6 protein-coding genes are annotated in these 23,421 nt (G+C 67.9%); 2 read left to right on the top strand and 4 right to left on the bottom strand.

Annotation, left to right across the window (positions count from 1 at the left end):
- Positions 1-213: 213 nt before the first annotated feature.
- The 3 genes from NS1_RS02610 to NS1_RS02620 form a co-directional block, all read right to left on the bottom strand.
- On the bottom strand, positions 214-1,494 hold the full coding sequence (locus NS1_RS02610; protein WP_062981166.1) for a lipase family protein: 1,281 nt from the start codon (positions 1,492-1,494) through the stop codon (positions 214-216).
- A 264-nt stretch (positions 1,495-1,758) separates the two neighbouring features.
- Positions 1,759-3,291 (bottom strand): acyl-CoA synthetase, encoded by a 1,533-nt coding sequence (locus NS1_RS02615; RefSeq protein ID WP_062981168.1) that lies wholly within the window; start codon positions 3,289-3,291, stop codon positions 1,759-1,761.
- A 231-nt stretch (positions 3,292-3,522) separates the two neighbouring features.
- Entirely contained in the window at positions 3,523-4,713 is a 1,191-nt protein-coding gene (locus tag NS1_RS02620; protein WP_062981170.1) for an epoxide hydrolase family protein, read from the bottom strand.
- A gap of 103 nt (positions 4,714-4,816) precedes the next feature.
- On the opposite strand from NS1_RS02620, the gene NS1_RS02625 reads away from it, so the two are divergent.
- Positions 4,817-5,398, top strand: coding sequence for a CGNR zinc finger domain-containing protein (locus NS1_RS02625; protein WP_062981171.1), 582 nt, complete (start codon positions 4,817-4,819; stop codon positions 5,396-5,398).
- Positions 5,399-5,636: 238 nt separating this feature from the next.
- On the opposite strand, the gene NS1_RS02630 is transcribed toward NS1_RS02625, so the two are convergent.
- Positions 5,637-6,875 carry a PucR family transcriptional regulator gene (locus NS1_RS02630; RefSeq protein WP_062981172.1) on the bottom strand — a complete coding sequence of 413 codons (1,239 nt, stop codon included), beginning with the start codon at positions 6,873-6,875 and terminating at the stop codon, positions 5,637-5,639.
- A 251-nt stretch (positions 6,876-7,126) separates the two neighbouring features.
- On the opposite strand from NS1_RS02630, the gene NS1_RS02635 reads away from it, so the two are divergent.
- Positions 7,127-23,362, top strand: a complete 16,236-nt coding sequence (locus tag NS1_RS02635; RefSeq protein WP_062981173.1) for a non-ribosomal peptide synthetase — start codon at positions 7,127-7,129, stop codon at positions 23,360-23,362.
- The last annotated feature ends 59 nt before the right edge of the window (positions 23,363-23,421 follow it).

Consider the following 23,421-nt stretch of genomic DNA (forward strand, 5'->3'; position numbering starts at 1 on the left):
CTCCCTGCCAGCTGCGTTCAGCAGAATTCGTCCGGCTGCAAACCATCTGGCCACCCCCAGCTTTGCCGACCGCGGGTGGGTGCGACTGCCCTCTGAACTCTCTGCCGAGATCTGCGTCCGCTCAGTGTGATTGATGTCGGACGTTTCCTGTCGCGGCAGAGAATTCGAAGGCCCCTCCCCTGTGGTCCCGAGGATTGATGGAGACCGGCGTTGTCAGGGCAACGACGCGCAGTTCACCGGAGCGGGCACGCCCGCGAGGCGATCGACCATCCAGGGCTGCGAACTCGTCAGCGACGGGAAGAAGGCCAGATCATGGGTACCCAAGAAGCCCGACATCGCGGGAACCGTGCCGTCGGCTTCCAGTTGTACCGCCGCGCCGCCGCCACACCATTGCGCGGCAAGATCGCGCGCCGCGGGATAGGTGGCCTTGTCGTCGTGCATGGCCGAGTAGACGCGCACCGGCGCCGCAGGGGCGGTCCCGCCGAGCCGCTGCTCGTCGAATGCCCGCTTCAACTCGGGGGAACCGTCGATCACGGCCGTGATCGGTCGTCCGCTGGTCGTCCACCGGGCCGTGTCCTGGGGCTGGACGAGAATCTCGGACAGACCGCCCCCGCACGTGCCGGCGGAGTCGCGCAGGATCGCCTTGCCGGTGTCGTTGAGCTCGGCGTCGAGTACCGGGCGGGTCTCGGGGTAGTCGGCGGCGATTCCGTTGAGCACCCACGCGATGGCGGGCGCGACGCCGGGGGTGCCGTTGCTGCGCGCGATGAAGTCCTGCGGCCCCGCCACCGGCCCGCCCACGTAAGCTCCGCGCACGTTGAGTTCGGGTGCGTACTCGGCCTGCAGTTCGGCGGCGGCAGCGGAGGCCATCCCGCCCTGGGAGTAGCCGTAGATGATGACCGGTGAATCCGGGCCGAGTCCCGAACCGGGCAGGCGCAGCGCGGCCCGCGCGGAATCCAGCACCGCGTAAGCCTGCGTCTTGCGGTTGAGGAAGTTGTGCACTACCGGTACCCCGAAGTCGTGATAGTCGGTCATCACGACCGCCATCCCGCTCGCCAGGAGTTGATAGATCGCGATGATGTCGTATTCGAAGACCACGTCGGCAGGCGGCTGGTACCGGACCACCTGCCCCAGCATCGCCGACGGCGCGCATTCGGCGCTCTGCCCCTGTGCGCCGCCCGCGTATGCCACCAGTGGTCGCGGGCCCGGGCCGGTCCACGGCTGACTCGGCTCCAGATAGGTGCCGACCACCGTGTTCGGCGCGCCGTGGGTGTCGTTGCTGGAGTAGACCAGCCGGGTGGATCGTGCCGGTATCGGCCCGGCCGCGCCGGGAATCGTGATCGCCGTCGCAGCACCGTCGGCATGGATAACGTCACCCCCCGCCACCTGTAACTGCGGGGGCTGGGCCTCTACCGTCGATGTGGCCACGACCCCGGTGCCGACGACCACGAGGGTTCCCGTGAGGGCTGCGATCCAGGCGCGTTTTCCGCTCTTCATACCGATCCTTCGTGCGAGGTGGTCCGTTCAGGGCATCTATCGAACCGAACAGCACAATCGCCACGGGATGGAGCGCAACACCGCTTGTCAGCGGATCGTGAGCAGAAAAGCGTGCTGTTCGATCTGAGAACTAGATCGAAACTGCGGGCATCTCTGTCGAGCACAGATCCAGGCACGGATATCGCGGTGCCGGGGTCAGCTTATGTCATGAGGCCGGCATCGCTGCGTAGGGTGCTGCTTCGGCATCGGCGGCGGGCCCGTCGGTCAGAGATACCGGGCGCGGAGTTTGCCCTTGACCAGCTTTCCGGTTGGCGTACGCGGCAGATCCTCGGAGAAGTCGACCGTGCGTGGCACCTTGTAGGCGCCGATCCTCTCCTCGAGGAATTCGCGCAGTTCCTCGGCGAGTGCGGGCCCTGCCGCGACCCCGGCCGCTGGTTGCACGACCGCCTTCACCGATTCGCCCATCTCCTCGTCGGGCACGCCGATCACCGCGACATCGAACACCTTCGGATGTAGGGCCAGTGCGTTCTCGATCTCCTGCGGATAGATATTGACTCCGCCCGAGATGATCGTGAACGCCTTGCGATCGGTGAGGAACAGGTAGCCGTCCTCGTCGAGGTAACCGATATCGCCGGTGGTGGTCCAGGTGGGATGGTTCGGGTGGACCGCCTCGGCGGTCTTGGCGGGATCGTTGTGGTAGTTGAACGGCAGTTCTTCGCGTTCGAAATAGATGGTGCCGATCTCGCCGGACGCCAGTTCGGCGCCGTCGGTGCCGCACACCCGGATGACACCCAGGCCCGCGCTACCGACCGAACCCGGTTTACGCAGCCACTGCTCGCTGTCGATGAAGGTGGCACCGTTGGCCTCGGTCGAGGCGTAGTACTCGCGCAGCACCGGCCCCCACCAGTCGATCATGGCCTGTTTCACCTCGACCGGACACGGTGCGGCGGCGTGTACGGCGGCTTGCATACTCGACACGTCGTAGCGGGCTCGCACCGATTCGTCGAGTTTGAGCATCCGGACGAACATGGTCGGCACCCATTGACTGTGGGTGACCCGGTGCCGTTCGATCGTGGCGAGTGCCAGCTCCGCGTCGAACTTCTCCATCACCACGAGGGTGCCGCCCAGCGCGTTCACCACACCACCGAAACGCAACGGCGCCGCGTGATACAGCGGTGCGGGTGAGAGGTAGACACTCTGGGATTCGAAGGCGTAGAGCGGGCCGAAGATCGCGGTGTAGGTGTCACCGGGCGGATCGCCGACCTGACGATCGGACAGCGGTAGCTTGATGCCCTTGGGTCTGCCCGTGGTCCCCGAGGAGTAGAGCATGTCGGCTCCGCGCGGCTGATCGGCCAACGGTTCGGGAGAGGCCGCCGCGAGCGCCTGCTCATAGGATTTGAATCCCTCGACCGGACCGTCGAAGGCCAACCGGATCTCCACCTGCGGCGTATGCGCGGTGACCTGCTCGGCGGTCGCGGCCAGCGCTGCGGACACGATGAGCGCGCGTGCCCCGCAGTCGTCGACGATGTAGCCGATCTCGGCGGGAGTCAGATGCCAGTTGACGACCGTGATGTAGAGCCCCGAACGAAGTGCGGCCCAGTACACCTCGTATACCTTCGGGTCGTTCACCGACAGCAGCGCCACATGATCGCCTCTGCGCAGCCCCGCGTCGTGGAGGTGGCGGGCCAGCCGGATCGAGTTCTCCTCCAGTTGCCGATAGGTCAGCGTGGCGCCGCTCTCGGCCATGACGATGGCAACCTTGTCGGGGAATCGGTCGACGTGTGCGCCCGGATACATACTGCTCCTTCGTAGAACGGAGCGGATATCGCGATGTCCGCTCGAGCGGGTGGCCCCGTTCCGGACAGTAGCCGAAAGTGAACGATGGTTCCGGCGATTCCGGAACGCATGCGTCACCGGGGCGGCATCGTGGCCGACCGAGTTATACCTGTGATGTCGTGTTGCCGCGCAGGTGCGGGGCACTCGATGGCGATCCCGTCGGGCACGAAGTTGCCAGTTATTCCAAGGTGGTCAACAAGACGGAAATCGGACATTCGCAGCCGCCAGTACTTCCGCGAGGCCTTCCTGCAGGTCCTTGACGAAGTACCCGGGTACCTCGAGCGACGGGAAATGTCCCCCGCTCTCGGGCAAGCTCCATCGGACGATCTGTCGGTACCGCTCCTGCGCCCATGCGCGTGGAGCCTTCTCGACGTCCCGTGGATACATGGTGATCGCTGACGGCACGTCTACGCGAAGTTCTGGGTCGAGCGCGTTGTGGCTTTCGTAGTAGATGCGGGCCGCGGAGGCGCCGGTCCGCGTCAGCCAGTACAGGGTGACATCGTCGAGAACGCTGTCGATGGAGATCGTTTCGAACGGGCTGTCGTCGGTATCGGTCCACTCGGCGAACTTGTCGAGGATCCAGGCGAGCAGCCCGACCGGCGAGTCGACGAGCGAGTAGCCGATGGTCTGTGGTCGGGTTGCCTGCTGCTTCGCGTACGCCGCGCGGTGGCGCCAGAAGTCGCGGGTTTCCGCTGCCCACTCGCGCTCGACCGCCGTCAGTCCGTCCGTGGTCAACCGGGGTGGTCCCTCCGCGAACGTGGTGTGGATGCCGAGGACGTGCGCCGGGAACCTGCCCCCGAGAACCGTGGTGATGTTGCCGCCCCAGTCGCCGCCGTGGGCTAGGAACTGGCGGTAGCCGAGCCTTTCCATGAGTTCCACCCAGGCGGCCGCGATCTTCTCGGTGCCCCATCCGGTGGTGGCGGGCTTGTCGCTGTAGCCGAAGCCGGGCAGCGACGGGACTACGACGTGGAATGCCGGTGCGTCTGTGTCTTTCGGATCTGCCAGTTCGTCTACGACATCGATGAACCGAACAATGCTGTCCGGCCAACCGTGCGTCAGGATCAGCGGAGCGGCGTCCGCGCGCGTGGATCGGCGGTGCAGGAAGTGAATTCCCAGGTCATCGATGATCGTGCGGAACTGGCCGATCCGGTTGAGGCGCTGTTCGAACGATCGCCAGTTGTACTCGGTGCGCCAGTAATTCACGACGTCGACGAGGTCCGCGAGAGGGACTCCCTGCTCCCATCGCCGAGGGTCGGGCGCCGCGCGGTAGACCGTCTCGGCCTCCGGTAGGCGCGCCGCGGCCAATCGCGCGCGCAGATCGTCGAGGTCAGCGTCTGGTGCGTGGGCTTCGAATGGGTGCACGTCGCTGGTCGGGCGGGGCATGAGACCTCCTTGCCGTCGCGAAACCGGCTACCGCTTATCGAGAACCGGCTAAGACGGTTCTAACACGCCGCGATTCCGATGCGCAACCGGCTAAGGTGGTTCCATGCGTGCCGAGTTCCCTGACTTCCGCCTCGGGAGTGTGCTGGCTACCAGCTTCACGGCGACTTTGACGGAGCGTCACGGCGACGCCGTGGAACGCATTCCCACGCCGCAGCGACTCGTCGACTGGCTCGCGGCGAGCGGCTTAGCCGTCGACTCCTGCACCACCGCCCAGCTCGAACTCGCTCGGACACTGCGGGAATCAATTCACGCCGCCGCGACAGCGGCCGCGATCCAGGACACTCCCCCTGTGTCTGCTGTCCGAATCATCAACGACCGGAGCATTCAAGGGCGGGCGGCGGCGATCCTGACGCCCGAGAGCAACCGCGAATGGCGACTCAGCTCGGCTTCCTGTGTAGAAGATGCACTCGGCGTCATCGCCGCCGACGCGATCAGCATCATCGCGGGCGAACGAGACGGAAGATTGGCCTTGTGCGCATCGCCGACGTGTCGAGCGGCCTTCTTCGATACCAGCCAGAGCCGCACCCGCAAATGGTGTGACATGAACACGTGCGGGAATCGTCAGAAGAAGGCGCGCTTCACCGCGAACCAGCGTAAGACCCCAGATCAGCGGAGCGATCGCTAGTTCTGTTCCGCTCCCCTGGTTCAGGGACGGTCGACGTCGGCGATGAGCTTGTTGTTCATTCCCCCACCTCACTTCGATCCTTCTTCTGACCATCATGGGCGTCAGCGGTCGAGCTCGCCACTGTCAGAAGGGATTTCCGCCCGAAGCGGATTTCGGCTCTCGGGCCGCCGCGGCGGCACTGTCATGTAGCGGATTTCGGCTGTCGATCAGCTGTGCGGGATGCACAAACCACCGGGACTCAGATTGTCCGAGTCAGGACGTGGCGGTACCAGCGGCAGATACCGAGGGCGAAGCGCAGCTCGAAGGTGTCGGTGTCGACCGCGATGCCGTAGCGGCCGGTGACCTGCTGGATGCGGTATTGGACGGTGTTGCGGTGGACGTCGAGGACGCGGGCGGTGCGGGAGTAGCTGGCGCCTTCGGCGAGGAACACCTCGAGGGTGTTCCTCAGTAGCTCCACCTTGGTGCCGTCGCCGGCGAGGGGGCCGAGGACGCGGTGGACGAGGCCGGCGAGTTCGTCCGGGTCGTCGGTCAGCAACGCGAAGGGCGCGACCGTGTCGTAGTCGACCACGGTGGGTGCGGTCTCCCCCGCTGAAATGGCCAGCGCCTTCGCCCGTGCCGCACTGCGGGCCGAGCGTCGAAACCCGGGCAGCCCTTCGCCGATCGGGCCGAGAGCGACTCGTACCGGCAGGCCGGAGGCCTCGACCTGTTCGGTGAGCTCGTGGAGCGCGCACGGCTCCTCGATCGGGAACCAGAGACACATGGCGCGGTCCCCCGACGCTGCGACCAATTCGGAGCCGCGGGTGCGCATCGCGGCGGACAGCAGCTGTCGTGCCTGCTCGAGCGCGCGCACGGCGTCGGTGCCGGTGGCTGTCGACCATACTTCGGCCGCGTGGTGTCGCTGGTCGAGTCGGTAGTTCAGCACTTCTTCGGCCGCCGCGACGTCGACATCCTCGTTGTCGAGCAGACGTGCGATCCACTGCTGCCGTGCGGCTTGGCGACTGCTGAGCCAGCGATCGCGTTCCGCCTCGTAGATTCGCCCCATCGACGAATTGAGCCGATCCAGGTAGGTCCCCGCGAACTCGAGGACCTCCGCGATCCGGGCGGGTTGGTCGGGGCCGGGAACGGCGAGGATCAGCCCGATCGCAGCGTCCAGGATGCGGTACTGCCCCAGCCCGTAGGCGCGCAGCAGGATCGTCAGCGGTACACCTCGCCGGGCCAGGCGTTGGGCGTAGGCGGCCGCGCCCGCAGGCGGGCTGACAGTGGACGGATCGATACCGTTCGCCAGGACGTGCTGCACGGCGGCGATGTTCTCCGCGATGCTGGCGGCTCGCATCTCGGCCAGGTCGGCGGCCACGTCGTTGAGCGGAATCATCTGCTCGGTGACGCGGATGAGGTCTTCGGTGATGGCCTCGACACGCGGGCCGAGGGCCTGTCCCACCCATATCAGGGATCCGTATGCCGCCACGGGCGCTTCCATTCGTTGAACAAAAAACATCGACGACATTGTGCCATCCGCACAAATTTCTGATCGATTCGGTCTGGGCGCCGAGAAACAAACCGGTCATGTGGTCGTGACAGCCTTACATGTGGTGTCATGGTCGCCGAACGCCCCGATATCGACTCCTTCTTGCTTGTTCGACACTGGTCCGCCCCGGTAGGCCGAATCCGACAGGGTTCGTGGGTCATCGCAGAGATGTGGGCCGGACAGATGAAGGATGTTGTACCCGAATGCGTGAAGCGCGCACCTCTGGACGTGAAGCTCGCCGTGCGCCGCGAGGCATTCGAAAGTCGAGTACTCCTCTCTTCTCGCAGCTGCTGACCGCCGCGGTAGACACCGCGGGTGATGCCGTGGCCGTGTCGTACTCCCCCGTCGACGGTGAACGCCGCGAACTCACCTACACCCAACTCGACGAGTACTCGTCACGACTGGCCAGGGATCTGCTCGAGCGCGGGATCGGCCCCGGCGATGTCGTCGCGCTCGGTTTCACCCGTTCGATCGAATCGGTGGCGGCGGTGTGGGCGGTGGCCAAGACCGGTGCCGCGTATGTCCCCGTCGACCCGGCGCTGCCCGCGGAGCGGATCGCCTACCTTCTCGAGGACTCCGGCACGATCTTCGGACTCACCTGCACGGCGTATCGGGACAAGCTCGGCGACTGCGTCGACTGGCTCGATCTCGACGCCCCGGCCCACCACGACCGCATCACGGCGCACCCCGCCCACCCGATCTCCTACCTCGATCGCGTCCGCCCGCTGACCGATCAGCACCCGGCCTATGTCATCTACACCTCGGGCTCGACGGGCCGACCCAAGGGCGTCGTCGTCACCCACACCGGTCTCGGCGCGCTGGTCGCGGCGGCCAGGGAACGCTATTCGGTCGACGCCGGCGACCGTGTCCTGCACGTGTGCTCACCGAACTTCGACGTCTCCGTGCTCGAGCTGCTGGTGGCGTTCAATTCCGGTGCCACGCTGGTGATTTCACCTCCGTCGGTCTTCGGTGGTCCCGAGCTCGCCGAGCTGCTGCGCCGTGAGCGGGTGACCCACATGCTGATCACCCCGGCGGCATTGGAATCTGTCGACGCGCACGACCTCGACGCCCTGCGGGTGGTAGTCGTCGCGGGCGACGCGTTCGGCCCGACCCTCGTCGACCGCTGGGCTGTCGGCCGCGCCTTCTTCAACGGCTACGGCCCGACCGAGGCCACCATCCTCGCCACCGGCACCACCGAGCTTGCCCCCGAGCAGCCGATCACGATCGGTTCGGCTTTCCCTGGCCTTGGCGCGACCGTGCTGGACTCGCGTCTGCGCCCGGTCCCCGCGGGCGTGGCGGGTGAGCTGTATCTGTCCGGCCCCGCCCTGGCCCAGAGTTATCAGGGCAGGCCCGCTCTCACCGCCGAACGCTTCGTCGCCTCACCCTTCTCCGGTTCCCGTATGTACCGAACCGGAGACCTGGTTCGACGTACCGCCGACGGTGATTTCGAGTATCTCGGCCGCTCCGACTTCCAGGTGAAGATCCGTGGCTTCCGCGTCGAGCTCGGTGAGATCGACGCCGCCCTCACCGCCCATCCCGACATCGAGTACGCGGTCACCCTCGGTGTGAAGGCCGACTCGGGCGCCACGGTGTTGGTGTCGTATGTGCTGCCCCGGCAAGGTATTTCGATCGACACCGAGGAAGTGGCCCGTTTCGTCGGCACGTCGCTGCCCGGTCACATGGTGCCGACCGTCCTGATGATCCTCGATGAGATCCCGCTGACCCCCAACGGCAAACTCGACCGAAATGCGCTGCCCACACCGGTTTTCGGTGCGGTCGGTTCACGCGCGCCCGAAGGTCCGGTCGAGACCGCCATCGCCGAGCTGTTCACCCAGATCCTCGGCCTGGAGCAGATCGGTGCCGAGGATTCGTTCTTCGCCGCCGGTGGTGACAGCATTCTGTCGATCCAGCTCGTGTCGCGAGCACGCAATGCCGGCATCTCGTTCACTCCGCAGGCGGTGTTCGAGCACCGGACCGTCGCCGGGTTGGCGCGGGTGGCGGTGCTGGGTGCCGAATCCGCGCCCACCTTGGCCGAACTCCCCGGTGGTGGCGTGGGCGAGATGCCGTTGACGCCGGTGCTGGCCGCCGCGCTGGCCGGGGGACGTGTGTTCGGCCGGTTCACCCAGCAGATGGTCCTTGCCCTGCCTGCCGGGATCGATCGAAATGCCCTGGTGGACACGCTCACGGCGGTGATCGATCACCACGACATGCTGCGGGCGGGTCTGCGTCAGGTCGACGGGAAGTGGGAGCTGCACGCGCTGCCGCCGGGCGCGGTGGATGTGAACGAGCTACTCATTCGCGTCGATGTCCCGGCAGGCACCGACGAGCTCGACGCAATCGCCGACACCGCGATGGATTCCGTGCTCGCGTCGCTGGATCCGCAGGCGTACCGGATGATCGGCTTCGCTTGGCTGGCTCGTGAGGACAGCCCGGACGGGCTGGTCGTCGCGGCGAACCACGCGGTGATCGACGGTGTGTCGTGGCGAATCCTGTTGTCGGACTTGGTCGCCGCGTGGGCCCAGTCCGGTCAACGGGTCGTCTTGCCTCCGGTCGGCACATCGTTTCGCCGCTGGGCGCACGGCCTGACCGACGTGGCGGCAAGCAAGCGCGAGGAACTCGACCACTGGCAGCAGACGATGTCGGTGTCCGACCCGCTGCTGGGCGATCGTCCGCTCGGGCCTGTCGATACCGCGTCGACGGTGCGGACCATCAGCGTCGAGGTGCCCACCGACATCACCCAGGCGGTCCTGACCGACCTACCGACCATGTACCGCGCGGGCGCCGAGGACGGCTTGCTCGCCGCCTTGGCCATGGCCGTACGCACGTGGCGGGCCCGACGTGGCGTCGACGCGCCTTCCACACGAGTCCGTCTGGAAGGCCACGGCCGCGAGCAATCCGCGGTCGACGGTGCCGATCTGACGCGCACGGTCGGCTGGTTCACCAGCATGTATCCGGTCGCGCTGGATCTGAGCGCGGTCGACAACGACGCCGCGTGGCACGGTGGCGATGCCACGGCCGCCGTGGTCAAGGCGATCAAGGAACAGCTTCGCGCGGTACCGCACAAGGGCATCGGTTTCGGGATGCTCCGTCACCTGGACCCGGAATCGGTGGCCCACCTCGAGGGCTCCCTGGGCCAGGTCGGCTTCAACTACCTGGGACGTCTTTCCGCGGGCGATGTCGCCGCAACCGGCCACAGCTGGCTACCCACCGCCGACTGGGGCGAGCCCGTCGCCGAACAAGACTCCGAGCTGCCCGCGGCCGCCGTTATCGACATCAACGCCCTCGCCACCGGTACAGACACCGGCTTGCAACTGCGCGCGTCGTTCTCCTACGCCTCCGAGATCATCGATGAGGCGTCGGTGCGAGAACTGGCCGACTGCTGGACCGCGGCGTTGTCGATCCTCGCCGAACACCTGCGCGATCCGGCAGCGGGTGGCCTGTCCCCCGCCGACGTGCCGCTGGTCCAGGTCACCCAGGCAGAACTCGATACCTGGCATCGCGAACGTCCGCAGCTGACCGATGTGCTGCCGTTGGCGCCTTTGCAGCTCGGTTTGATGTTCCTCGCGCAGGTGTCTCCGGCCGACCCGTATCTGGTCCAGCTGGCTGTGGAGTTGGCGGGCGAGGTCGACACCGACCGTCTGCGCCGAGCGGCCCAAGCGGTCCTCGACCGTCACGCGATTCTGCGCACAGCCTTCGGCTCGTCGGCGGCGGGTACGCCGGTCGGTTTCGTCGCCGAAGGTGTCACGGTGCCGTGGCAGATCGTCGACACCGACCGTGCCGAGGCCGAGGAGTTCTTGGCCGCCGAAGCGCGGATCGGGTTCGACCTCTCCGCGGCGCCGCTGCTGCGGTTCACGCTGTATCGGCGCGCCGACGGCATGCATTTGGTGTTGACCGCGCATCACCTGCTGGTCGACGGCTGGTCGATGCCGTTGCTGATGCAGGAACTGCTCCTCTGCTATGCCACCGACGGCGCGCCCACCGTGCTCCCGCGCGTGCGTCCTTACCGTGACTACCTCGCGTGGCTCGCAGACCAGGATCGGTCCGCCGCGTTGCGGAATTGGCGCGAGGCGCTGTCCGGACACCGGCCGAGCCTGCTCACCACAGCGATCTCCGCGCCGACCGCGCCGACCGAGGGGCACGGGATGTGCACCGTCGAGCTGTCACCGGCCGAGGCAGAGGAATTGGCGGTCTGTGCCGCAGCCAACGACGTCACGGTCAACACCCTGTTCCAGGCAGCGTGGGGTGTGGTGCTGGCCGGTGCGGTCGGCCGCGACGATGTCGTGTTCGGCGCGGTGGTCTCGGGCCGCCCGCCGCAGTTGGACGGTGTCGACGGCATGGTCGGACTCTTCGCGAACACCATCCCCGTTCGAGTCGACATCGACCCCGACCAGCCACTGCGAAACATGTTGTCGCAGCTGCAGTCCGCACAAATCGCCCTACTCGACGGACATCACCTCGGCCTCGCCGAGATCCAGCGCGCCGCAGGCACGGGCGAGCTGTTCGACACACTGATGGCCTACGAGTCCTACCCCGTCGACACCGAGGGAATGCGGCGCGCGCACAGCTCCATCGACGGCCTCGAGATCGTCGATGTGACAGCGGCCAACGCGACCCACTACCCGGTGGCGGTCGGTGTCGAGGTCGGTGACGGAATCCGCGTCGGTGTGCAGTACCGCCTGGACGTGATCGACAGCGGCATCGCCGAAGCTCTCGCGCACCGCTTGCGTGCCACCCTCGACGCTTTCGTCCGAACGCCGGAACACACCACCGCCGAACTCCTGGACACCCTGGATCGACTCGACGACCCGATCGCGGAGTCGACCTACTGGCGTTCGGTCCTCACCGACCTCCCGCAGGACCTGAACCTCCCCACCGACCGCGCCCGGCCGGCAACGTCCGTCGTGGCAGACGCGCGCGTCTGCTTCGAGATCCCCGCCGATCTCCATCGGCGCATGCGAGACTTCGCCGAGTCCCGCGACACGACGGTGTTCAGCCTCGTGCACACGGTCTTCGCGGTGCTCCTCGCCCGACTGTCCGGCACCGAGGACATCGCGATCGACACCCTCCACCTGCTGTTACGACTACCGGTGCGCGGCAACACCGTTGTCGACGAACTACTGGCCGAGGCGACCACGGTGGCCCGGCGGGCATTCACGCGAAACAGGCCGCCGCTGGACCACAAACCTGACGAGCAGCCTCTCGTACGGGTGATGCTGGTATCGGACGAATCCCCGGAGGTGGACACGGTCGCGCGGGATCTCGTGCTGTCCCTGAACTCTGCGCACCACCCGGCCGCTGACGAAGACCCCATCACCGCCGAATTCCTCTACGCCAGCGCTCTCTTCGACCAGTCGACAGTCGCGGTTCTCGCGCAACGACTGATCCTCCTGCTGGCAGCGGCGATCGAGCACCCCCATACCCCCGTCGGTGACCTCACGCTGCTCGCCGCGGAGGAGCACGCGGCGCTGACCGCGCGGGACGCCGATCCCGAAACCGCCACCGGGCTGTTCCCCGACCTGGTCTCGCGCGGATCGACCCACGGTCCAGATCGGGTCGCCGTCCGGTACCGGGACCGCTCGATCACCTACGGCGAGCTGGCCGAGCAGACCGCACGACTGGCCCGTGCGCTGATCGCCCATGATGTCGGCCCCGAAGTCGCTGTCGCCGTTGCCCTTCCACGCTCTTTCGAGATGGTCGCCGCCGCACTCGCCGTCGCTAGGGCAGGTGGCGCCTATGTACCGATGGACCCCCGCAATCCCGCCCAGCGGCTCCGACACCTGGTCGAAGACTCGGGTGCGAAGCTCGGCATCACCGCCGCCGCGCACCTCGAGGACCTGCCCGACGACCTGACCTGGCTGACGCTCGACGAACTCGACCGAGCCGGCGCCACGCATCCGACGACGCCGATCACCGACGCCGACCGACTCGCACCGCTGCGTGTCGACCACCCCGCGTACATCATCTACACCTCCGGTTCCACGGGTCTGCCCAAGGGCGTCACCGTGACCCACGCCGGGCTGGCTCCCTTGGTCGATGAAGCCGTCCGCCGCTACCACCTCGAGTCCGACCACCGCTTCCTGCACATCTGCGCCCCCTGGTTCGACCCTTCCGTCCTGGAATGGCTGTGCGCCTTCGCCACGGGAGCGACGCTGGTCGTCGTACCGTCCGACATCGCCGGTGGCGTCGAACTCGCGGACCTGCTGGCCACCGAGTCCGTCACCCACGCCATCATCACCCCCGCGGTCCTCGGCACCCTCGACCCGGCCGGTCTGGACGCACTGGAATCGTTGTCTGTCGGCGGTGATGTGACCACCCCGGAACTGCTCGCGAAATGGCAGCCCGGTCGCCGCTACCTCAACGGCTACGGCCCCACCGAGACCACGATCATCTCCTCCTACGCCGAACTCACGGCCGGACAACCCATCTCGATCGGCAGCCCCGTGCAGGGCACGCACGCGATGATCCTGGACGCCCGCCTGCATCCGGTTGCGCCGGGCGTCACCGGTGAGCTCTATCTGACCGGTGCGGCGTTGGCCCGCGGCTACCGCAATCAGCCGACGACGACCTCGGCCCGCTTCGTCCCCGACCCGTGGGGTGCGCCCGGCACCCGCATGTACCGCACGGGCGATCTGGTGCGCCGCCGCGACACCGGCGACATCGACTACCTCGGCCGCGCGGACACCCAGTTGAAGGTGCGTGGTTTCCGGATCGAACCGGGTGAGATCGATGCCGTGCTCGTCAGCCATCCCAGCGTCGAATTCGCGGTCACCGTGGGACGTCGGACCCCCTCCGGTTCGACGACGCTGGTGTCCTACGTGCTTGCGGCACAAGGTCATTCGGCCGACCCTCACACACTCGCCGAGTACGCCGCAGACCGTCTGGCCGCGCACGCGGTGCCGTCGGCGATCGTGGTCCTCGACACGCTGCCCCTGACCTCCAACGGCAAACTCGACCGCAACGCCCTCCCCGAACCGGCCACCGCGACAGAGCCCGCCGCAGCGCCGACGGGCGCGATTCAAACCCTGCTGGCCGAGCTGTTCACCCGCGTCCTAGGGGTGCCGCAGGTCGGCGTGCACGACTCGTTCTTCGCGATCGGCGGCGACAGCATTTTGTCGATCCAGCTGGTCTCCCTGGCCCGCGCGGCAGGCATCGTCTTCACCACCCGTGACGTGTTCGAACACCGCACCGTGGCAAAACTGTCCGCTATCGCCGCCCTCGACAGCCCGAACGCGCCCGTGCTGGCCGAACTGCCCGGCGGCGGCATCGGCGATGTCGCATTGACACCGGTACTGGCCGACTTCCTGACCACCGGTTCGAGTGACCGCTTCGCCCAAACCATGGTCCTGGCCCTACCGGACAACATCGACCGTGCCGGCCTGAAGGCCACCATCGCCACGGTCCTGCGCCACCACGACATGCTGCGTTCCCGGCTGCGGCGAGACGGCGACGAGTGGCGGTGGGAGGTCCTGGCGCCCCACACCATCGATGTGGACTCGCTGATCACCGAGATCGACGCCCCACAGACTGCGACCGCACCGGATGAGCTGACCCGAATCGGCAGCGCCGCCATGGACTCAGCGCTCTCGGCACTGGATCCCGCTGCCGCGCGCATGATCGCCTTCACCTGGATTCGCCGCCACGGCGCTCGCGATGTGCTCGCGGTCGCCGCCCACCACTACGTGATCGACGGCGTCTCCTGGCGCATCCTGCTGCCCGACCTCGTCCTGGCGTGGGCCCAGCACGAGGCGGGTCAACACATCGCGCTACCGCCGGTCGCGACCTCGTTCCGCCGCTGGGCGCACGGCCTGGCCACCGCCGATCGCACCGCCGAACTCGACCACTGGCAGCAGGTCCTGGCCACCCCCGACCCGCTGCTCGGCGCCCGCGCGCTCGACAGCGGCCTCGACACCGAGGCAACGATGCGGTCGATCACCGTGCAGATCCCCGCCGAGATCACCGAACCCCTGCTCACGACCCTGCCCGCGCAATACCGGGCAGGCGCCGATCACGCCCTGCTCGCCGCGCTGGCCCTGGCGGTGCGGGTCTGGCGTGCGCGTCGCGGCATCGACTCCGCCACTCTGCGACTGAGACTCGAAGGCCACGGCCGCCAGGAGGACGCCGTCCCCGGTGCGGACCTGACCCGCACCGTCGGCTGGTTCACCACCGTCTACCCCGTCGCCCTCGATCTGCGCGCCATCACACCCGCGACCTTCGACGACGAAGCCCTCGCGGCGACGGTGCGCACCGTCAAGGAACAGCTTCTGGCTGTGCCCGACAACGGCATCGGTTTCGGCCTGCTGCGTAGTGCACCGGAAACCCGAAACCTGGTGTCCGGAAACATCGGTCAGATCGGCTTCAACTACCTGGGCCGCGCGACCACCGGCGCCCTGCCCACCGATGATGTCGCGTGGCTGCCCACCGCCGATCTCGGCGAGATCGAGGTCGACTACGACCCCACCCTGCCCGCGCACACCGTCCTCGACATCAACGCGATCGCCGTCACCACCGACACCGGTCTGCGACTGCAGGCGAACTTCCGCTACGCCACCGGCATCCTGACCGAGGCCGAGGTCGAGGAACTGGCGCAGGACTGGACGAGCTGGCTCACCGCCCTGGCCGACCACACCCTGCATCCGTCCGCGGGCGGGCTGACCCCGTCCGACGTCGCACTGGTCCAGGTCTCGCAAACCGACCTCGACACCTGGCGCCGAACCCATCCGGGCCTGTCGGATGTGTTGCCGCTGTCGCCGTTGCAGCACTCGCTGCTGGCCCTGGGCGACATGCTCGACGAGTCGGTTCACGCCTATGTCATCCAGCTCATGGCCGAACTGAGCGGCGAACTCGACACCGACCGGCTCCGCCACGCGGCCGCGACCGTCTTGCACCGGCACGCCAACCTCCGATCGGCCTTCGTCACCGCACCCGACGGGACCCCGGTCCAGCTCGTCGCCGATGCCGTGGAAGCACCGTTTCGGATCGTCGAAGCCGCCGACGCCGAGCTGCCCGCCTTGCTCGCCGCCGATCAGCAGGCCGGTTTCGACCCGACGATCGCGCCCCTGCTGCGATTCACGGTGTACATCACCGGTTCCGGGCGCAGCCACCTCGTCCTGACGGGCCATCACATCCTCCTCGACGGCTGGTCGATGCCGTTGCTGATGAAGGAACTGCTCGTCCTCTACGCCACCCACGGCGACGCGACCCCGCTCCCGCCGGTGCGCCCCTACCGCGACTACCTCGAGTGGCTCACCCGTCAGGACCGCACCGCCGCTGAGCGCGCGTGGTCGGAGGTCCTCGATGGGGTGCGCACGACCATGATCGCCCCCGAGCTGACCTGGCCGCCCGCGACCGGGACCGGCTACGGGCTGTGCGAGTTCGAACTCGACGCCGCGCGCACAGCGGAACTGACCACGTTCGCCGCGGCCGCCGAGGTCACCGCGAACACCGTGTTCCAAACGGCGTGGGGCCTGGTCGTCGCCGCGAGTACCGCACGCGACGATGTTGTGTTCGGCGCGACCGTTTCCGGGCGCCCGCCACAGCTCGACGGCGTCGGCGACATGATCGGGCTGTTCGTCGACGCGGTTCCGGTGCGCGTGCGGATCGATCCGGCCAACAACGCCGGTGACCTGATCCGCGCCGTCCAGGCCGAGCAGGCCTCCGTGCTCGATCACCATCATCTCGGTCTCGGTGCGATCCAGCGGGTCGCGGGGCTGGGCGAGCTGTTCGACACCATGCTCGCGTTCGAGTCCTACCCCGTCGATGTCGAAGGACTGCAACAGGCAGGCGGCGCACTCGACAACCTGAGCATCGACGACCTGCAGGGCGCCGACCACACCCATTACCCGATCACGGTGCTGGTCTTCCTGGGCGCTCGCACCCAGGTGCAGATCAAGTACCGCCGCGATCTCGTCTCCGATGCGGCGGCTCGAGCCGTGACCGACCGCCTCCACTCGGCTATCGACCAACTCATCGCCACCCCCACCACGCCTGCGGTCCGCATCGCCGAACAGCTCGCCGCCGACCCGACCGACCCGATCACCCGATCCCGCTACTGGCGCCAGACCCTGGCGGATCCGCCTGCCCGACTGGTCCTGCCCACCGAACACTCGCGCAGCGGGCAATCGGTCAACCATGGGGCCACCGAACCTGGCCGCACCCGATTCGCAGTCCCGGCGTCGGTGCACCGAGACCTCGGCCGCCTCGCCGACACCGCGAATGTGAGCCGGCAGACGCTGGTCCGCACAGCCGTAGCCGTGCTTCTCGCACGACTGACGGCTTCCGACGACATCGTGATCAGAACCGGCACTCCTGATCTGTTGCTACGCAACACGATCGATCCCACCGCACCGTTCCTCGACCTGCTTACCCAAGCACACAACACCGAGTCCCAGGCGCTGGCTCATGCCGGAATCCCACTCGCGGACTTCGCGAACCTGATCGGCGTCGAGCCCCGTTCTCTGGGACAGGTGTGCCTGCAAGTACGGTCCGCCGACGCTGCGGCACCGGAGGAAGACGCCCCGACAGCCGGCGAACTGACCGTGACGGTGATCGAGGGCGAGTCGAGCACGGTGATCGAAATATCCTTCGCCCGAACCCTTTTCGACGACCACGAGGCCGACACCTTCGTCCGCCGTCTGGTCCGGCTGCTCACCGCAGTCGCCGACCGGCCGCGGACCCCGGCGGGTGACCTACCGCTGTCCGACCACGCCGAATACACCTTCCTGACCCACCTCGGCGACGGCACACTCCCCTCGACGACCGGCACCCTGCCCGAGTTGCTCGTGCGCGGCACCGGCTTCGGCCAGCATCGAATCGCGGTGCGCGAGAACGCGAACGCCTACACCTACGGCACCCTCGACGCCGACTCCTCACGCCTGGCCCGCGTCCTCGTCGCCGAGGGAATCGGCCCGGAAACAGTCGTCGCCTCGGCCGTCCCGCGCTCCTACGAGTCGATCCTGGCCTTCTGGGCCATCGCCAAAGCCGGTGGGGTATATCTGCCGGTCGACCCAAACTACCCCGACGACCGGGTCCGCCACATGCTCGACGACTCCGGCGCGACCATCGGCCTCACTGTCGCGGCCAAGGCCAACAAACTCCCCGAATCCCTGCGCTGGTTGATCCTCGACGAGCCGACCACCCAGGCCCGTATCGCCGCCTGTTCGTCGACCCCGGTGCGTGATCGCGACCGCCGAGCACCCCTGCGCCGCGACAACATCGCCTACGTGATCTACACCTCCGGCTCCACCGGCACACCCAAGGGCGTCTCGGTCACCCACGCCGGAGTGGGCGCTCTCCTCGCACACTCGGCGGCCCTGATGCGCCTGCGCCACGACCACCGCATGCTGCACGTGTGCTCGCCCAGCTTCGACCAGTCGATCGAGGAACTCGGTACCGCGTTCCATCACGGCGCCACCCTGGTCATCGCACCACCGGACACCCTCGGCGGCACCGACCTCGACGATCTGCTGCGCGCCCAACAGGTGACGCACACGATCATCACCCCCGCCCTGCTGAGCACCCTGGACCCGGCAGCACTGCCCGATCTGCAGTGCGTGTCGGCAGGCGGTGAAGCCACCGCCCCCGAACTGCTGGCGAGCTGGCAACCGGGCCGCAGCTTCCTCAACGGCTACGGCCCCACCGAAGCGACCATCGGCGCGACCTACTCGGCATTGCGCGCGGGGGATCGCGTCACGATCGGTCGCCCCGTTCCGGGCATGCGTGCCGTTGTCCTCGATGCCCGCCTGCACCCGGTACCGGTGGGCGCCACCGGTGAGCTGTACCTGGCGGGTCCCGCACTCGCACGCGGCTACCGTGGCCGCGCGGCCGCCACCGCCGACCGTTTCGTCGCCTGCCCGTGGGCCGGACCCGGCGAACGCATGTACCGCACCGGCGATCTCGTGCGCTGGGTGCACGGCGACACCTACGAGCTGGAATACCTGGGCCGCACCGACTTCCAGATCAAGATCCGCGGCTTCCGCATCGAGCCCGGCGAGATCGACTCCGTCCTGCTGCGGCACCCCCAGCTGAGTTTCGCCCTCACCATCGGCACCGAGAACCCCGCCGGTGAGACCGCGCTGGTCTCGTACGTGACGGGCCGCGACATCGATCCCGGCGCCATTACACGGTGGTCGTCATCGATGCTGCCCGCGCACATGGTCCCGGCGGCGGTCGTCATCTTGGACCGTATCCCGCTGTCTGCCGCCGGAAAGATCGACCGGAACGCCCTTCCCGCACCGGAATTCGCGACTCGGGCCTACCGCGAGCCCGCGACCGGGCTGGAACGGACGGTCGCGGAGGTGTTCGCCGAGGTGCTCGGTGCCGAACGCGTCGGCGCCGACGACAACTTCTTCGACCTGGGCGGCAACTCCCTGCTCGCCACCCGCCTGACCGCACGGCTCGGTGCGGCGGTCGACATCCGGGTGCCGGTGCGCGTGCTGTTCGCCGCACCCACCGTCGCCGAATGTGCCCGTGAGATCGCCGGATTGACCCGCGCGGCCCACCGCCCCGCCTTGGCCGCGCGCCCACGGCCGGACCACATCCCGCTCTCGCCCGCCCAGCAGCGCATGTGGTTCCTCAACCGTTTCGACACCGGAACCGCCGCCTACAACATTCCGGTCGTGCTCCGCCTGACCGGCGCGCTCGACACCACCGCGATGCGGCAGGCTTTCACCGATCTGGTCGCACGCCACGAGATCCTGCGCACGGTCTACCCGACCGTCGACCTCGCCCCGGCACAGATCGTGCTGCCGATCGACCACCCGGACGTGCCACGCCTGCAGGTCACCACGCAGGGCGACGACGCGACGGTGACAGCACTGGTGTCCACGGTCTTCGATGTCACCACCGAGGTCCCGTTGCGCGCCACCCTGTTCGAACTGGGCCCCGATGACTATGTCCTGGCCATGGCGGTGCACCACATCGCCGGTGACGGCTTCTCCGGCGGACCCCTCACCCGCGACCTCGTCACCGCTTACACCGCACGCGCCGAAGGAAAGGTCCCCGCCTTGGCACCGCTGCCCGTGCAGTACGCGGACTACGCGGTCTGGCAGCAAACCCTGCTCGGCGACGAAACCGACCCCACCTCGATGTCGGCTGCCCAGCTCGCCTACTGGCAGCAAGCCCTGGCAGAGCTGCCCGACCAGCTCGACCTACCCCGCGACCGGCCACGACCCGCGATCCAGTCCTATGCGGGCGGCCGCGTCCCCTTCACCGTCGACACCGCCACCCACGCCGCCCTGGCCGAACTGTCACGCACCCACGGCGCGACCCTGTTCATGGCCGTGCACACCGCGCTGGCGGTGGTACTCGCCGAGCTGTCGGGCACCACCGACATCGCCATCGGAACCCCCGTCGCAGGTCGCGGCGACGCCGTCCTCGACGACCTGATCGGCATGTTCGTCAACACCCTGGTGTTCCGCACCCGAGTCGACGCCGATGCGAGCTTCGCCGAACAGCTGACCCGCCAACGCGACACCGACCTGGCCGCCTTCGCCAACGCCGACATCCCGTTCGAGCGGCTCGTGGAAGTTCTCAACCCGACCCGTTCCACCGCCCGCCACCCGCTGTTCCAGGTCGGTCTGTCGTTCCAGAACCTGGCCGAGGTGCGGATGGACCTGCCCGGGATGAGCGTGTCGTCGGTGGAGCTCGACCGTGCGCTGTCCCAGTTCGACCTGCACCTGATCCTGGCCGACCGCTACACCGCCGAGGGTTCGCCCGCCGGCATCAGCGGCTACTGCACCTACGCCACCGACCTGTTCGACGCGGCCACGGTAGCCGGATTCCTGACCCGGCTCACCCGTCTCATCACCGCGGTGGTCACCGACCCCGGCGCACCGCTGCACACCTTCGACCTGCTCGCCCCCGACGAACGAGGCAGGCTCCTCGACACCTGGAATCACACCGCCCGGCCAGCAGACCCGAGCACCACCCTGGTCTCGATGCTCGATGCGACCGTGTCCTCGACACCGGATGCCGAAGCCCTCGTGGCCGACGATGTGCGCCTGACCTACGCCGACCTCGACGCGCGAGTGAACCGCCTGGCGCGCTATCTCATCGCGGCAGGCGTCGGCCCGGAAACCCGCGTGGCGCTGGCGATGCGCCGATCGGTCGACCTGGTCGTCGCGATGTACGCGGTCAGCACGGCAGGCGGCGCGTATGTCCCTATCGATCCCGACCAACCACCGGCCCGCACCCGGCACATCCTGGACACCGCGTCGCCACTGCTGACCCTCACCAGCACGGGCACGTGGCTTGCCGCGACGGACTCGCCGGGAACCTCCGTGCTGTGCGTCGAGCAGTTGGACCTGGCACCTCACAGCCCCGCCCCGATCACCGACCGCGACCGCCGCGCCCCCTTGCGCGCCGCGAATACCGCCTACGTGATCTTCACCTCGGGTTCGACGGGTCGTCCGAAGGGTGTGGCCGTCTCCCACTCCGCGATCGTCAACCAGTTGCGGTGGAAGACCACCGAATTCGGGCTCACCGCCCAGGACAGCGTTCTGTTGAAGACAGCCGCCACGTTCGACTTGTCGGTCTGGGAGTTCTGGTCCGCGCCGGTCTGCGGCGGTCGACTGGTTCTCGCCGCACCCGATGGTCACCGGGACCCGACCTACCTCGCCGAGCTGATGCGACGCGAAGAAGTGACGACCCTGCACGTCGTTCCGTCGATGCTCGACACCCTGCTCAGCGACACGCTCGCGCCGTCGCTGCGCCGTGTCCTGGCCATCGGCGAAACCCTCCCGGTCGCACTGACTCGCCGATTCGCCACCGTGGCACCGAATATCGCGCTGTTCAACGTCTACGGCCCCACCGAGGCCGCGGTCTCGATCACCAGCCACCGGGTGCGCGCCGCCGACACGACCACCGTCCCGATCGGCAGACCGGTCTGGAACAGCCAGGTCTACGTCCTGGACGCACGACTACGCCCGGTCCCGGTCGGTGTGCCGGGCGAGCTGTACCTGGCAGGCGCCCAGCTGGCCACCGGTTACCTGGCCCGCCCCGACCTCACCGCCGAACGCTTCGTCGCCAACCCGTTCCAGGCGGGCACCCGCCTGTACCGCACCGGCGACCTCGCCGCATGGAACCGACACGGCGAACTCGAATACCGAGGCCGCACCGACTTCCAGCTCAAGATCCGCGGCTTCCGCATCGAACTCGAGGAAATCGACGCCGTCCTGGGCTCGCACCCCGACGTCGGCGCCACCGTCACCGTCGGTCGCGAGAACCAGGCCGGGGCAACAGTATTGGTGTCCTACGTGGTCGCCGCGCACGGTCGCGAGGTTCACGTGGACAGCCTCGTGCGGTGGGCAACCCAGTCGCTGCCCACCCACATGGTTCCCACCACGATCATGGTCCTCGACGACATCCCCCTGACCACCATCGGCAAACTGGACCGCGCCGCCCTGCCCGCCCCCGAACTCGCCACCCGCACCTACCGCGCCCCGGACACAGCCGTTGAACACACGGTCTGCGACATTTTCGCCGACATCCTGTGCCTGGACCGCGTCGGCATGGACGACCACTTCTTCGAACTCGGCGGCACGTCCCTGAGCGCCACCCGCCTGTCCACCCAGCTCGGCGCCGCGACAGCCGCGACCGTTCCCATCACCTGGATCTTCACCACGCCCACCCCGGCGGGCATCGTGGCGGCGTTGCGCGCCGAGGGCGCCGACAGCGCGGGCACCGACGCCGCCTTCGACGTCCTGCTGCCTCTGCGTACCGAGGGCACCGGCGAGCCGCTGTTCTGTGTCCACCCCATCAGCGGCATCGCCTGGTCCTTCAGCGGCCTCGCCGCCCACCTCGACCGTCCGCTCTACGGACTCCAATCACCGGCGTTGAGTTCGGTCGAGCCCCTCCCGGATTCGATCGAGGAATGGGCTCTGCTCTACCTCAAGGAAATCCGCGCGGTGCAACCCGAAGGCCCGTACCACCTGCTCGGCTGGTCCCTCGGTGGCGTCATCGCCCACGCCATGGCGGTGCAGCTACAGGAAGACGGCGAAGACGTCGCGGTGCTGGCCATGCTGGACAGCACCCTGTCGTCGGCGTCGACGGCCGTCGCCACCCCCGCGACCGCTGCCGATCTGCTCGGCGGGTTCGTCGGCGCCGACGAGGTGGACCTCACCGAACCCGTCGACCTGCACCAACTCGCCCGGACCCTGTTCGAACGCACCGCCCCGCAGACACCCCTCGACCCCGCCCGCATCGACCGAATCGTCGACGCGGCGATCACCTCGCTCACCCTCGACGCCGCCTATCATCCCCGCCGGTTCGACGGCACGATCACCTATTTCACCGCAGCCCAGGACGATCCGACCGGGACCGCCGGTGCGTCGTCGTGGGACCAGGCAGTGACCGGCTCCGTCGACAACCATCCCGTGGATGCAACCCATTGGCGCATGACCGAGGACCGCGCCCTCGCCGTCATCGCCGACACGCTCGGCTAGCCGAAACCGGATCCGGGCATGCCGAGTGACCCGGATCACTCTCGCGGTTGACCTTGGGT

The sequence above is a fragment of the Nocardia salmonicida NBRC 13393 genome, assembly GCF_001613085.1.
Classification (GTDB): domain Bacteria; phylum Actinomycetota; class Actinomycetes; order Mycobacteriales; family Mycobacteriaceae; genus Nocardia; species Nocardia salmonicida.

What these genes read in the sequence shown, in the direction of transcription:
- NS1_RS02635 (WP_062981173.1), top strand. Translation starts at nt 7,127, where the DNA reads ATGCGTGAAGCGCGCACCTCTGGACGTGAAGCTCGCCGTGCGCCGCGA.
- NS1_RS02630 (WP_062981172.1), bottom strand. Translation starts at nt 6,875, where the DNA reads ATGGAAGCGCCCGTGGCGGCATACGGATCCCTGATATGGGTGGGACAG.
- NS1_RS02610 (WP_062981166.1), bottom strand. Translation starts at nt 1,494, where the DNA reads ATGAAGAGCGGAAAACGCGCCTGGATCGCAGCCCTCACGGGAACCCTC.
- NS1_RS02625 (WP_062981171.1), top strand. Translation starts at nt 4,817, where the DNA reads ATGCGTGCCGAGTTCCCTGACTTCCGCCTCGGGAGTGTGCTGGCTACC.
- NS1_RS02615 (WP_062981168.1), bottom strand. Translation starts at nt 3,291, where the DNA reads ATGTATCCGGGCGCACACGTCGACCGATTCCCCGACAAGGTTGCCATC.
- NS1_RS02620 (WP_062981170.1), bottom strand. Translation starts at nt 4,713, where the DNA reads ATGCCCCGCCCGACCAGCGACGTGCACCCATTCGAAGCCCACGCACCA.